The organism is Thiofilum flexile DSM 14609 (genome assembly GCF_000380185.1).
GTDB classification, from domain to species: Bacteria; Pseudomonadota; Gammaproteobacteria; order Thiotrichales; family Thiotrichaceae; genus Thiofilum; species Thiofilum flexile.
The window spans coordinates 148,497-162,277 of record NZ_KB904746.1; the positions used below are offsets into that span (position 1 = coordinate 148,497).

A 13,781-nucleotide genomic window follows, 5' to 3' on the forward strand; every position below is an offset into this window, starting at 1 on the left:
GCTAGCACAATATAAAAATGTGATCACAAAAATTAGGATAGGCTTTATGGAACACCCGCTTAGCAATCCCGCCGAACGTGCCGCCTCCTATTACCAAGCAAGCAGTAATCCTTTTCAACACCGCCCCCCCTTACAAGAACAGCTACAGGCGGATGTTGCAATTATTGGCGGAGGGATTAGTGGTTGCTCTGCTGCCCTGCATCTCGCTCAACGCGGCTATAAAGTGGTACAAATCGAGGCACGACAATTTGGGTTTGGTGCCTCTGGGCGCAGCGGTGGGCAGCTTATCTTTGGTCTAGCCTGTAGTAATGACACGATTAAACAACAATTGGGTAAGGAAGCCGCTCAAGCTATCTTTGCTATGAGTTTAGAGGCTTTAGACCTGACCCGACAGCTCATTCAAGCGCATCAGATTCAATGCGACTTACAAAGCGGTGTCGCCATTGCAGCCCTTAAAAATCGCCATGTCCGTGATTTAAAAGCATATCAACAGGAACTGACCGAAGAGTATGGCTATGATCACTTACAATGGATCGAAGGTGTCGAGCTACCGTCTTATATTCAAAGCAAACGCTATCAAGCCCTACTCCTAGACTCTCGTAGCGGGCATTTACACCCCCTAAATTATACGCTTGGTTTAGCGGATGCTGCGCAACGACATGGTGTCCTACAGTTTGAAAATACGCCAGCCCTCAGTATCACCCCACACTCCAAAATCAAAATAGCAACGCCTGAAGGTGCTATTACGGCTGACTCGGTTTTATTAGGAACGAATGCGTATATAGAACACTTAGGTGAACCCTTACAATCTTATATCATGCCGGTAGGTACTTATATTTTAGCCACCGAACCCTTAGACAGTGAGTTAGCTCAGAGCTTATTACCTCAGCATAATGCGATATTTGACTCACAGTTTGTGGTCGATTACTTCCGGCTCTCTGCGGATAATCGCTTACTATTTGGTGGTGGAGTCAGTTACTCACGCCTTCCGCCCCGTGATTTAGCAGCAACCATGCGTCAACGTATGCTCACCGTTTTCCCGCAATTAGCTAAGGTAAAAACGGAATTTTGCTGGGGTGGTTATGTGGCTATTACCCAAAATCGCGCCCCGCATTTTGGACGCTTAGCCCCCAATATCTATTTTACCCAAGGCTATTCGGGGCATGGTATGGCTTTAACGGGCTTGGCTGGAAAATTAGTCGCCGAGGCGATTAGTGGTCAAGCGGAACGCTTTGATTTATTTGCCAACATCAAACATCGGCGCTTTTGGGGGGGTAAATACTTAAAAACACCAGCTCTAGTCGCAGCGATGGGCTGGTATCGCATGCGGGATTGGCTGTAAGAATGTCTAGACGTTGATAGGTCTTATCCGACCTTCATATTTATGCGCGTTCGTGCCACACTGAATCATTTCTACTATTTGCTAATACCCCCTATGACAACTCAATACTCCATTCCCCTACAAGCCCGACTGAACCTTGAAACCGCACGCATCACTTGGCCTGAAATAGAGCGCTTTTTTGCTAGAGGGCGAGTGCTGCATATTGCTAGTAGCTTAGATCTATTAGCTGTTGCGGAGGCTTTAGTGGAGGATAATGTGGCTAAATTTGGTGAGTGGACACAAAACGGGCTAGTCAAACATCTAGAAGATACAACGGCTAAAAGCTGGGTAGCTGATGATTCTAAGCTGTGGGCGGTGGTAATAGCACCGTGGGTGTTAGTGCAAGAACGAGATTAAGCATAATCCCCAAAAAAAGCACCGAAATCTTTATTTCAGTGCTTCACTCCGTTCTCCACCTAGCTAATCGGTATTATTTATTCACCCGATTACCAATCAAATCATCTACGACTGTAGGATCGGCTAGGGTTGAAGTATCACCTAAATTCTCTAATTCATTAGCCGCGATTTTCCGTAAAATGCGGCGCATGATTTTACCAGAGCGAGTTTTGGGTAAGCCTGGCGACCATTGAATCAGATTGATTTTGGCAATCGGGCCAATTTCCTTACGCACTAAATCAACTAACTCTTTCTCAAGGGCAGCATTACCCTCTTCTCCGGTCATCAGCGTGACATAGGCATAGATACCTTGTCCGGTTAACTCATGTGGATAACCCACCACCGCCGCTTCAGCGACTTTAGGATGAAGAACAAGCGCGGATTCAATTTCAGCCGTACCAATACGGTGACCAGAGACGTTTAAGACGTCATCCACGCGCCCTGTAATCCAATAGTAACCATCTTCATCGCGGCGAGCGCCATCCCCTGTGAAGTAATACCCCGGATACATGGAGAAGTAAGCCTCCACAAAGCGCTCATGGTTTTTGTATAGGGTACGTGCCATAGCAGGCCATGGGAAACGAATACAGAGATTACCCTCGACGCCATTACCCTTCACTTCAACCCCTTTGTCATCAACCAATAAAGGTTGCACGCCAAAGAAAGGATTCGTTGCAGAGCCGGGTTTTAAAGGTGTTGCGCCCGGTAATGGTGTCAACATATGCGCACCCGTTTCGGTTTGCCACCAAGTGTCTACGATAGGGCAACGATCACGCCCTACTACGCGGTTATACCATTCCCACGCTTCTGGATTAATCGGCTCGCCTACTGTACCTAAAACTCGTAATTTATCGAGTTTGGCACGCTCAACAAATTTCTCACCCGCCCCCATTAACATACGGATTGCAGTAGGTGCGGTATAGAAGATCGACACATTGTGTTTATCACACACATCCCAGAAACGACCTGCATCGGGATAAGTGGGGATACCCTCAAACATTAAGGAGGTCGCGCCGTTAGTGAGAGGGCCATAGACGATATAAGAATGACCTGTTACCCAACCTACGTCCGCAGTACACCAATAAACCTCACCGTCTTTATAATCAAAAACTAGCTTGTGAGTCATGGCTGCTTGTAATAGATACCCACCCGTGGTGTGTTGAACCCCTTTAGGTTTACCCGTAGAACCAGAGGTATATAGAATAAATAAGGGGTCTTCGGCATCCATCGCTTCAGCAGGACAGTCGCTAGAAGCGCTTGCCATGGCTTCATGATACCACACATCATGGTCATGCCATTTTACCGGATCACCACCACGCTTAACCACAATACAGGTATGCACCGTTGGGCATTCGCTAATGGCTTTATCGGCATTATTCTTTAAAGGTACTCGTTTACCACCGCGCATGGACTGATCAGAGGTAATCACCACACCACACTCGGCATCTTGAATCCGATCCCGTAAGGCATCGGGTGAGAAGCCACCAAATACAATCGAGTGAATCGCACCAATCCGCGCACAAGCCAACATAGCTACCGCTGCCTCAGGAATCATGGGCAGATAAATAGAAACACGATCGCCTTTTTTAACCCCACGGCCTTTTAATACATTCGCAAATTTGCAAACTTCTTCATGCAGCTCACGATAGGTGATCTTGCGATCTTCATTCGGGCTATCCCCTTCCCAAATGATGGCGACCTGATCACCGCGCGTTGCTAAATGACGATCTAGGCAATTTTCAGCAACATTTAACTTGCCGCCTTGAAACCATGCAATGTGAACATCACCTTCAAAGTTCCAGTCTAAAACATTATCCCACTTCTTTTGCCAAGTCAGATACTTATCTGCCTGCTCCGCCCAAAACCCCTCAGGATCATCCACAGATTGTTGATACATGGCAGCATATTGCTCAGCATTCACATTAGCCTGAGCAGCAAATTCAGCTGGAACTGGATAGGTCTTTATAGACATGGATGTCGACTCCTCACTAGGGTATTAAATTTTACAAGCGGTGTGGTGGTGCTGGTATAAATGCCTACTAGGTTGCTGGCAACAGTAATTATCGGTGCGATACCGCTATTCTCTCTCCCCCTAAAGATTAAGGCAATTTTCCTGAAATGTCGACAATCTTAAACTTGCTCTATCCCTTCACGCATTAAAGGACGCATGGCGCTGAGCAAATTACGGTATAATTTGGGATGACTTTTTTCCTCGTTCAGCAGCAAAAGTTTAGTGTGGTGACGCTGAGTCGGCATGGCAAAACAAGCCGGGCAATTCTCAACAATGACGGGTAAACCACTAGCTTTAGCAAAATCGGCAGTTTGGCGTTCACGCACATAAACCAGCGGGCGAATCACGCGCAAATCCCCGGCCTCAATCCGATAATGTGCCTTCATGGTTTTAAGCTTACCCCCATGAAATGCCGACATTAAAAAGCTTTCTGCTAAATCATCCAGATGTTGAGCTAAGGCTAAGACGTTATAGCCATGCTCACGCGCAGTCTTATACATTAACCCCCGTTTCATCCGTGAGCAAAAGGCACAGTAGGAATCATTTTGCATATGGGTTTCTGCCAACTCTAAAATCGGCTCCTTCACATAGTGATAGGGGATACCCAATGAGGCTAGATAAGGGATTAAGGGGCTAGGATCGAATGCGCCGGATTGCGGATCAATAGTGACCGCTCCAAACTCAAATTGAATCGGTGCGTGACGCTGAAAATGATGTAGGCAATGCAGCAATGACAGCGAGTCTTTTCCACCCGATAAGCCTAATAAAATCCTATCCCCATCCCGAATTAAACCAAAATCCCCTATTGCCTTACCGATTAGGCGTAGTAAAGACTTGGGGGGTTTAACAAAGGCGGGAGTATTGAAATCATCTTGTTGGAATACGGCATTCATAATAGTCACATTTTAGTAGGTGAATTAATCTTGTCAGCCTAGCTACCTCCTTGGTACAACTAGGCGAAGATTAATTGTGAGTTAGTAGCTTATCGCTGATAGGCACAGTATTCTAAACTACTCCTACTAATAACCAAATACTGTTAGGGTAAGCGCTTATGCATGAATTTCCACAACAACACCGTGTTCCCTTCAAAAACTTTAAACTCAGTGACTACAGTACCCAACCACCCGCTAATACACCTAGTAAAGAAGAGCTGAAAAAACGCCTCGCCGACCTCACCGAAGAACTAGCAACGTTGCAAGAAAAACTTTATGCTGATAATCGTTATGGCCTTTTGTTAGTTTTTCAGGCCATGGATGCGGCTGGTAAAGATGGCACCATTGCCGCCGTCACTACGGGTGTCAATCCTGCTGGTTTTCAAATTAGCTCTTTTAAACAACCCTCAACCATTGAACTAGAACATGATTTCCTCTGGCGCACCGAATTACAGCTACCCGAACGGGGGCGTATTGGTATCTTTAATCGCAGTTACTATGAAGAAGTCTTAGTGGTGAAGGTGCATCCTGAATACTTAGCAGGACAACAGTTACCCGAAACGCCTAAAACCGAGGAAGCCTTACAAACCTTTTGGCAAGAGCGCTACGAATCCATCCGCGACCATGAAAAGCATCTAGCTAGAAATGGTTTTGTGGTACTCAAGTTTTTCCTCAATGTCTCAAAAGCCGAGCAAAAAAAACGTTTTCTAGATCGGCTCAATGATAAAGAAAAGCAATGGAAATTTTCCCTAGGTGACTTAGCCGAGCGCAAATATTGGGATCACTATATGCAAGCCTATGAAGATGCTCTGGATGAAACCTCGCACGAGTATGCGCCTTGGTATGCGATTCCAGCCGATAATAAACACTATATGCGGGTGGCTGTGGCTGAAATTATTACGGAGACTTTAAAAGCATTGCCCCTTGCTTATCCTAGCGTTTCAGACAAGGATAAAGCACTATTTGAGCAAGCCCGCCAAGACTTAGCACAGGAACAAGACTAATGAGCACTTTATTTCCTGCCATTCGTGAAAACTATCATTTCTATCTAGACGTAGGTGATGAGCATCAACTGTATGTTGAGGAGTGCGGCACACCCGAAGGTATTCCCGTGGTATTTTTGCACGGGGGGCCTGGATCAGGTTGCGAGGCTTGGCATCGGCAATTTTTTAATCCCGAACATTACCGCATTATTCTATTTGATCAACGCGGCTGTGGTCGCTCACGCCCGCATGCGTCATTAGAAAATAATACCACTTGGGATTTAGTCGCGGATATGGAAAAAATCCGTACTCATTTGGGTATTGAGCAATGGGTCGTCTTTGGCGGTTCGTGGGGATCAACACTAGGTCTAGCCTATGCTGAAACTCATCCTGAACGTGTGCTGCATTTAATTTTGCGCGGGATTTTTCTCTGTCGTCCTTATGATATTGAGTGGTTTTATGAGGATGTACAGGGTGCAAGTCGCATTTATCCTGATTATTGGAAGCATTACTTAGCCCCTATTCCCGTAGCTGAGCACGGTAATATGCTCAAAGCGTATTATCAGCGCCTCACGGGTGATAATGAAATTGCTCGCATGCAAGCCGCTAAAGCATGGTCAAACTGGGAGGGTTTAACAGCTAATCTTATTCCTAAAGATAGTACCGTGGAGCACTTCACTAATGCGCATACGGCTTTAAGCGTGGCACGGTTGGAGGCACATTATTTTATCAATAATGGTTTCCTTAAGCCCGATCAGCTCATTAATAATGCGGATAAAATTGCCGACATTAGCGGGGTCATTATTCACGGGCGCTACGATATGATTTGCCCACTAGACCAAGCTTTTGAATTGCAAAAGGCTTGGCCTAAAGCGCAATTGCAGATTATTCAAGCCTGCGGACATGCCGCTAGCGAACCCGCCATTCAATCCGCGCTAATACAAGCGACCGAGCGCTATCGGTTAGGGTGCCAGCTCAGCTAATGATTTTTTTAGTACTCAAACTATTCGATACTAGGCGCTGCCCTAGTATCGCTTAGATCAAAAACGTTGCACTTGTTCTACCGATAATCCGGTTAACTCCGCTACCAGCTCAACCGTCATGCCTTTGGCTAACATACGGCGAGCTGTTTCACGTTTACCCTCTTCTAGCCCTTCTTGCTTCCCTAGCTCTTTACCTTCTTCTAAACCCTCTTGCTTCCCTAATTCCTTGCCTTTCTCCAATCCTAACTCAAAACCCTCTTCTATCCCCTCCGAGTGAGCGGTATCAGTGGCATTTTTAAGGTCGCGGTAATGTTTTAAGCTGTCTTCATAGGCGGTGCGTTCCTCGACACTGAATTGTGAGAGTTGGGCAATATCGAACATGCGTTGAAACACACTCTCTTGTAGTTCTGCTGGGATGGTTTCCAATTCATGCAGATTGTTTAAAGGCATAGTTGATTTTTTGCCATAACTGTCCGAGGAGCCAGATCCTTCATAATCACCCCTTGCTAATTGATTTAATTTTAAGAGAATAGACTATAAAATCGGGGGTGGAGTCGGTTTCGTTAAATGTGCTTCCAGTGCTTGATTACTTTGTGCTACCAATTTATAGAGTCTGGCGTTTTCCTCACCTAAATTGCGGATCAGCCAATCGAGGCTTCTAATCACAAATTCTAATAAATTAGTGGCAATATAAGACTCATCCACACGCATACGATTAAAACGCTGGCGATTAATTTCTAATAATATCGCTCCCTCTTCGTAAGCTCTCAGGCGAATCGTGCGGGGTTTACGATCAAAAAAGGACATCTCCCCCACCAATCCCCCTGCCTTGACCGAACCGACCTCGAACTCTTTATCACCTTCGACCTGATAAAGGTGAACGCCCCCTTGAATAATCAAAAAGAACGAATCATTAATCGCACCAATATCCGAAATAATAACGTTCCCACCCATTACCCTCTCCTGTGTATAGGTGACGAAACGTTGTATCTCATCTGGAGTTAATGCTTTACAAAAATCTACACATGTCTCACGTATCGCTTTGACCATATCCATCTCACTCTCTCCCTTACACCCATGCCTACGAATAAGAATTCTGCGATTTTGAGTCTAGAAACTCAAATTATTGACTCGACCTAGGTATACTCAGCTTTTGTTCAGGAGTCAGGCACAAAATGAGCATCACTAATGACGAAGTTCAGGCGCTAATTCAAACCAACCTGCCCGATGCAACGGTCATCGTGACAGGAGACGGTTATAAATATGAAGCCCGTATTATCAGTGCCAGTTTTAATGGCTTAAATAAAGTAAAACGCCACCAACGCGTTTATGCGGCTCTCTCTGAGGTAATAACGTCGGGACAACTCCATGCGTTGACACTTTACACCGAAACGCCAGCCGAGGCAGCTCAATCCTAAACTTCTTACTCAATAACTTAAGGAATAATAACAATGGATAAACTAAATCGAGCGAATCATCCGGTATTAAAACCTATCAATGATCAAGAGCTGGCTCGCGAAAGTTGGAAGATTTTCCAAATTATGGGGGAATTCGTAGAGGGTTTTGAACGCTTAGCGCGGATTAGTCCCTCGGTGAGTATTTTCGGCTCGGCACGTACTAAACCGGATGATCCGCTCTATCAATTGACAGAGGAAATTGCCCAGAAGCTGTCTAATGCAGGTTTTGCCGTAGTCAGTGGTGGAGGGCCTGGTTTAATGGAGGCGGCGAATAAAGGCGCTTTTGCGGGTAAATCGCCGAGCATTGGGTTAAATATCCAACTCCCTCATGAGCAACAAGCCAATGCCTATCAGGATATATCGCTCTATTTTCGCCACTTTTTCTCACGTAAAGTGATGTTTGTGAAACATGCCTCGGCTTATGTCGTGATGCCCGGTGGCTTTGGGACTTTGGATGAGTTGGCGGAAATTCTGACCTTAGTACAGACGCAAAAAACGCAGCGCATTCCTATTGTTTTAGTCCATACCCCCTTTTGGTCGGGATTACTGCAATGGTTCAGGGACACATTGGTTACTCAGGGTACAATTTCCCCTCAAGACATGGACTTATTTGTGCTCCTTGATGAGGCGGATGCCATTGTCGACTATATTTTCCAACATTATGAACGTGCGATTGCGGGTCCTAGCAGTGAAGAACGTGATCGTTACATGGAGCTTTAAACTATGCGCCTCCTTATTGCCTTAGTCAGTCTACTGAGTGCTACGGCCTATGCTGATAATACTAATGCCACGTTTGGTTCTACTCCACCTGCTGAATCTGTCACCATAGTTGATAGCAATTCCATGCCTGAACCCGTGCTCTCTGCTACAACAGTCACCACAACGACAATGCCATTAGGCCGAACACGTACTATAAATATCTCTACACCGGATCGTTTTGGCACTATTGAGGAATCGATTACACCGGCTATTCACTCTGAGGCTCGCTATGTTACACGGGGCGGGAGTGGCTATGTATTAGTCGGAAGTAATCAGCATCGAAGTAATGAACACCAAAACGAACAACTCATGATTCCTAGTTGGAAAGTATTTTCTTGGTAAGTTTATGTCGGTCTATACCAGTATTACTCGTGACGAATTAATAGCGTTTTTAGATCAGTATGCGGTCGGTACATTGATAGATTATCAAGGTATCTTGTCTGGCATTGAAAATACCAACTATTTCGTCACGACCTCGCAAGGTGCTTTCGTACTCACGCTATTTGAGCAACACCCTGCACACCAACTAGAGTACTTTTTACAGCTCATGCAGTTTTGGGCTGAGCGTGGTATTCCAACTGCTCGCCCATTTCCTACGCATCAAGGCCAGCTACTGTCTCACCTTAAAATGAAACCGGCTGCGTTAGTGCAACGCTTATCAGGTACTACCATTCAAACGCCTAGCAATCAACAATGCTATGAATTAGGGCAGTGGTTAGCACGGATGCACCTTAGCGCTCAACACTTTCCCCTCTATCGCGCACCCGATCGAGGGCATCAGTGGCGCATGCAGACAGGTTTAGCCCTGCTTAATGATTTTCCCAAACCTGAGCGAGAGATTTTACAAGCCGAACTGCGCTATCAAGCACAATTAGATTGGAGCGCTTTACCACAGGGTACGATTCATGCGGATCTATTCCGTGATAATGCCTTAGGGATAGACAATCACTTAACTGGCATTATTGATTTATACTATGCCTGCTATGACGCTTGGATATATGACCTAGCGATTATTATTAATGACTGGTGCTATGACAACGATCAACTCCAGCCCCAACGATTCAGTGCTTGCCTTAAAGGCTATCAAAGTGTGCGTCAACTCATCCCCATTGAGCGCCGCACTATAGTAGGAGCCATGCGAGCTGCCGCCTTACGTTTTTGGTTATCGCGTACCCTCTCCCAGCGCTCTCCCCCAGCGGGAGCTTTAACTTTTTTAAAAGATCCTAATGAATTTAAAATTAAACTCCTGAGCATCATTGAAGCTACCCCACGACTTGAGGCACACTGGCGAACTTTATAAACCTTACATGAATAGGTTGTTATGTCTACGCCTGCTGAAATTATTGTTGATGCCCGTCGCTTGCTTTGCCCCTTACCCGTCATTCGCACTCAAGATGCCATCGCCCCACTACCCGCTGAACAAATCATTAAGGTATTATGCACCGATCCGGGGGCATTGCATGATATTCCAGCATGGGCACGCATTCATGGTCATACGGTTATTAATACGGAAACCGTTGAAGGTGAATATCACATTACCCTCATCACCGGACAAAAGACTTAAGGGCATCGATAGTAGGCACTATTACTGCCCTACTCAGCTTAGATTAAGCCTAAAAGCACTTATAGTGTGCATCACATTGTAATAATGCACTTATAATGTGCTTCGTTTAATTGAGTATCATGCTCAAGCATTTGATTAGCGACTTTCAGTGCTTGGCATATATATTGCTTTAATTCGTTATTGTGATTAAGGCAGCCTAATAAAAAGTCACAGCAAGCTTGCTCTGTGCCTTATAAAAGGGCTTTGGATCGAACTGTCAGTTCTTTATTTGTTATTTAGATTGCTCTAGTTTAGGAGAGACCAGCATGGCTAAAACGGCTCAAGACGTCATGAACCTGATTAAGGAAAGTGATGCGAAGTACGTTGATTTTCGTTTTACGGATACCCGTGGTAAAGAACACCATGTGACTGCACCCGTTCATCAAGTCAGTGAAGATACCTTCGTTGACGGCAAAATGTTCGATGGTTCCTCTATTGCTGGTTGGAAAGGCATTAATGAATCCGACATGATTCTGATGCCAGATCCCAACAGTGCATTCATTGATCCTTTCTTCCAAGATGTGACCATTAACCTGACTTGCACGATCGTTGATCCTGCTACCATGTCGGGTTATGAGCGTGACCCACGTTCTATCGCACAACGCGCAGAAGCTTACTTAAAATCAACCGGTATTGCTGATACTGCATACTTTGGTCCAGAACCTGAATTCTTCATTTTCGATGATGTCCGTTGGGGCACCGATATGAGCGGCACCTTCGTCAAAATCGACTCTGTTGAAGCCGCATGGAACTCAGCTAAAAAATACCCAGAAGGCAATATGGGTCACCGTCCGGTCGTAAAAGGCGGTTACTTCCCAGTGCCACCTGTTGATTCTTTCCAAGATATTCGCGCGACTATGTGTAATATCCTTGAAGAAGTCGGCGTTCCGGTTGAAGTTCATCACCACGAAGTAGCTAATGCCGGTCAATGCGAGATTGGTACACGCTTCACCACTATGGTAGAACGCGCTGACTGGACTCAACGTCAAAAATACGTCATTCATAACGTTGCCCATCAATATGGCAAAACAGCAACCTTCATGCCTAAACCTATCGTAGGTGATAATGGTTCTGGTATGCACGTTCATATGTCTTTAGCGAAAGATGGTGTGAACACCTTCGCAGGCGACGAGTACGCAGGTTTATCTGAAACTGCACTGTATTATATCGGTGGGGTTATTAAACACGCTAAAGCGTTAAATGCATTCTGTAATCCAGGCACCAACTCTTACAAACGTTTAGTACCCGGCTTTGAAGCCCCTGTTATGTTAGCTTACTCAGCACGTAACCGTTCTGCGTCTATCCGTATTCCTTTCGTCTCTAGCCCTAAAGGTCGCCGTATTGAAGTACGTTTCCCAGATCCTAGTGCTAATCCTTATCTCGCTTTCGCTGCCTTAATGATGGCGGGTGTGGATGGTATTAAAAACAAAATCCATCCGGGTGAGGCAATGGACAAAGATCTATACGATCTCCCACCAGAAGAAGACAAACTCATTCCTAAAGTGTGCCACTCTTTAGATATGGCATTAGATGCTTTAGATAAAGATCGTGAGTTCTTAACAGCCGGTGGCGTATTCTCTAACGAAATGATTGATGCCTATATTGAACTGAAAATGGCTGAAGTGACTCGTTTCCGTATGACTACGGCTCCGGTTGAGTTTGAAATGTACTATAGCTGCTAATGCACTTTAGCTTTTCAGCTCCTTAATAAAAAACCCCGCTTTAATTGCGGGGTTTTTTATTGCTGGGGTATTTCAAACCCTGCGTATTTTAAAGATTAGCAGAATCTGCCACCTCTAATCCCGCCACCCCAACCACCATGACTACCTGGGAAGGATACTTGGATATTAAAACCCCAGCCCATACCACCACCCCAGCCGCCATGGCCTCTGCCCCAATGACCACCATGTGAACCTCTACCACCACCGTCGACCGGAACGTTACCACCGATAGGAGCATTACCATTCACTGGGGGATTAACACCCACTGGTGGATTAGCACTCACTGGAGGATTAGCACTTACTGGAGGATTAGCACTTACTGGAGGATTAGCAGCCACTGGAGGGTTAGCACTCACTGGAGGGTTAGCACTCACTGGAGGGTTAGCATTCACTGGCATATTACCCCCAATAGGAGCATTACCATTCACCGAGCTATTGGGCACCCCTGTTCCACTAGTAGAACCAGTTGCACCATTAGCAGAGTTTAAAAGACTCATTAAGCTATTCATGGCATTCACATCACCCGATGCTAAACCATTGACTAGACTATTAATAGTATTGCTATCAATACCAAGGGCGCTCAATAAGCTACTTAAACCATTTACCCCACCAACACTACTTAATAGGGCATTTAGCTCGCCTGTACCTGTTCCAGCGTTAGTAGCAGCTGTGCCTGCTCCTGTTCCAGTTGCAGTAGTAGTTGAACCTGTTCCAGCAGTCCCTGTAGTTGTACCTACACCTGCTGTACCAGTAGCTGTGCTACTAGTGCCACTTAAGATATTCATTAAGGAATTAATCGCATTGGCATCACCTGATGCAATACCATTAACCAAACTGTCAACAGTGGCACTATCGATACCTAAAGCACTTAACATGCTTTTTAGGCCATTTACACCACCGACACTACCTAAAAGTGCATCTAACTGACCTGTAGAACTAGTAGCAGTTGCCCCTGTGCCTGTACCTGCTCCAGTGGTTGTCGTATTAGAGGCTACAGGATTTGTCAAAGTACTAGTTGCTGTAGGATTAGCTGCACTCAAGAGAACAGCATCTGTTGTTGTAACCGGCGCACTAGAAACAGGCATATCCTGATTAGCAGCGGCTGCCGCTGTCGTAGCACCTGCTGCGGTTGCTGCTGCAGTATCTGCCGCTGCAGTTGTCCCTGTAGCAGTTGTACCAGTCCCGCCAGCCTGAGCCGCCATAGTGGCTAAGGTGTTAGGATCAATACCGGCTTGCTGAGCCATACTCATCACTTGTTGTAAGGTAGCTGACTCTTCACCACTTAATGCCGAAGCATCTGCAGGCATACCCATTGCTGTTAAAAACTGTGACACATCTGTAGAACTAGGTGTCGCTGTTGTTGTACCACCCGTACCCGTAGTAGTAGGGGTAGTCGCATTGAGGGTAGTTAGACCGGTAGTTGTATCCATTTTCTGTATCCTATAACCGCTGATTATTTATTAACCTTTAAATAATTTAAACCCAACGCACACTCTATACGCCAAGCTTATGGTTATGAGGCTAGAAGAAAATAAAATAAATACCCGAATCTAAG

At 45.6% G+C, this 13,781-nt stretch carries 15 protein-coding genes; 10 read left to right on the top strand and 5 right to left on the bottom strand.

The window, feature by feature from the left end; genetic code table 11:
• The first annotated feature begins 46 nt into the window (after positions 1-46).
• Positions 47-1,342 (top strand): NAD(P)/FAD-dependent oxidoreductase, encoded by a 1,296-nt coding sequence (locus tag A3IK_RS0100665; RefSeq protein WP_020558025.1) that lies wholly within the window; start codon positions 47-49, stop codon positions 1,340-1,342.
• A 93-nt stretch (positions 1,343-1,435) separates the two neighbouring features.
• The gene (locus A3IK_RS0100670; protein WP_026220757.1) at positions 1,436-1,738 is read left to right on the top strand and encodes a DUF2288 domain-containing protein; all 303 of its coding nucleotides are present in this window, start codon (positions 1,436-1,438) and stop codon (positions 1,736-1,738) included.
• 73 nt (positions 1,739-1,811) lie between these two features.
• On the opposite strand, the gene acs is transcribed toward A3IK_RS0100670, so the two are convergent.
• Both acs and A3IK_RS18085 read right to left on the bottom strand, forming a co-directional pair.
• Positions 1,812-3,749, bottom strand: coding sequence for an acetate--CoA ligase (gene acs, locus A3IK_RS0100675; protein WP_020558027.1), 1,938 nt, complete (start codon positions 3,747-3,749; stop codon positions 1,812-1,814).
• Between the two features lie 158 nt (positions 3,750-3,907).
• Positions 3,908-4,681, bottom strand: coding sequence for a tRNA 2-thiocytidine(32) synthetase TtcA (locus tag A3IK_RS18085; RefSeq protein ID WP_020558028.1), 774 nt, complete (start codon positions 4,679-4,681; stop codon positions 3,908-3,910).
• 158 nt (positions 4,682-4,839) lie between these two features.
• Between A3IK_RS18085 and A3IK_RS0100685 the strand changes: the two genes are divergently transcribed.
• Both A3IK_RS0100685 and pip read left to right on the top strand, forming a co-directional pair.
• Positions 4,840-5,724 carry a PPK2 family polyphosphate kinase gene (locus A3IK_RS0100685; RefSeq protein ID WP_020558029.1) on the top strand — a complete coding sequence of 295 codons (885 nt, stop codon included), beginning with the start codon at positions 4,840-4,842 and terminating at the stop codon, positions 5,722-5,724.
• Positions 5,724-6,686, top strand: coding sequence for a prolyl aminopeptidase (gene pip, locus A3IK_RS0100690; protein ID WP_020558030.1), 963 nt, complete (start codon positions 5,724-5,726; stop codon positions 6,684-6,686). The genes A3IK_RS0100685 and pip overlap by 1 nt, the downstream gene beginning before the upstream one ends.
• Before the next feature lie 57 nt (positions 6,687-6,743).
• Here the strand turns inward: pip and A3IK_RS0100695 are convergent, their stop codons facing one another.
• The gene (locus tag A3IK_RS0100695) at positions 6,744-7,136 is read right to left on the bottom strand and encodes a PD-(D/E)XK nuclease family transposase (protein WP_020558031.1); all 393 of its coding nucleotides are present in this window, start codon (positions 7,134-7,136) and stop codon (positions 6,744-6,746) included.
• An 84-nt stretch (positions 7,137-7,220) separates the two neighbouring features.
• On the bottom strand, positions 7,221-7,640 hold the full coding sequence (locus A3IK_RS18090) for a Crp/Fnr family transcriptional regulator (protein WP_245539438.1): 420 nt from the start codon (positions 7,638-7,640) through the stop codon (positions 7,221-7,223).
• A gap of 221 nt (positions 7,641-7,861) precedes the next feature.
• Between A3IK_RS18090 and A3IK_RS0100705 the strand changes: the two genes are divergently transcribed.
• The 6 genes from A3IK_RS0100705 to glnA all read left to right on the top strand — a co-directional run bounded on the left by A3IK_RS0100705 (position 7,862) and on the right by glnA (position 12,187).
• Positions 7,862-8,104, top strand: a complete 243-nt coding sequence (locus A3IK_RS0100705) for a BolA family protein (protein WP_020558033.1) — start codon at positions 7,862-7,864, stop codon at positions 8,102-8,104.
• Positions 8,105-8,137: 33 nt separating this feature from the next.
• Positions 8,138-8,863: an LOG family protein gene (locus A3IK_RS0100710; RefSeq protein ID WP_020558034.1), complete on the top strand. Its 726-nt coding sequence runs from the start codon at positions 8,138-8,140 to the stop codon at positions 8,861-8,863.
• A gap of 3 nt (positions 8,864-8,866) precedes the next feature.
• On the top strand, positions 8,867-9,244 hold the full coding sequence (locus A3IK_RS18095; protein WP_020558035.1) for a hypothetical protein: 378 nt from the start codon (positions 8,867-8,869) through the stop codon (positions 9,242-9,244).
• A gap of 4 nt (positions 9,245-9,248) precedes the next feature.
• Positions 9,249-10,202 (top strand): homoserine kinase, encoded by a 954-nt coding sequence (locus tag A3IK_RS18100; protein ID WP_020558036.1) that lies wholly within the window; start codon positions 9,249-9,251, stop codon positions 10,200-10,202.
• 21 nt (positions 10,203-10,223) lie between these two features.
• Complete coding sequence (locus tag A3IK_RS0100725) at positions 10,224-10,466, top strand: sulfurtransferase TusA family protein (RefSeq protein ID WP_020558037.1); 243 nt, start codon at positions 10,224-10,226, stop codon at positions 10,464-10,466.
• A 305-nt stretch (positions 10,467-10,771) separates the two neighbouring features.
• Entirely contained in the window at positions 10,772-12,187 is a 1,416-nt protein-coding gene (gene glnA, locus A3IK_RS0100730) for a glutamate--ammonia ligase (protein WP_020558038.1), read from the top strand.
• A gap of 95 nt (positions 12,188-12,282) precedes the next feature.
• Here glnA and A3IK_RS0100735 read toward each other — a convergent pair whose 3' ends face one another.
• Positions 12,283-13,656: a hypothetical protein gene (locus A3IK_RS0100735; RefSeq protein ID WP_020558039.1), complete on the bottom strand. Its 1,374-nt coding sequence runs from the start codon at positions 13,654-13,656 to the stop codon at positions 12,283-12,285.
• Positions 13,657-13,781 lie beyond the last annotated feature (125 nt).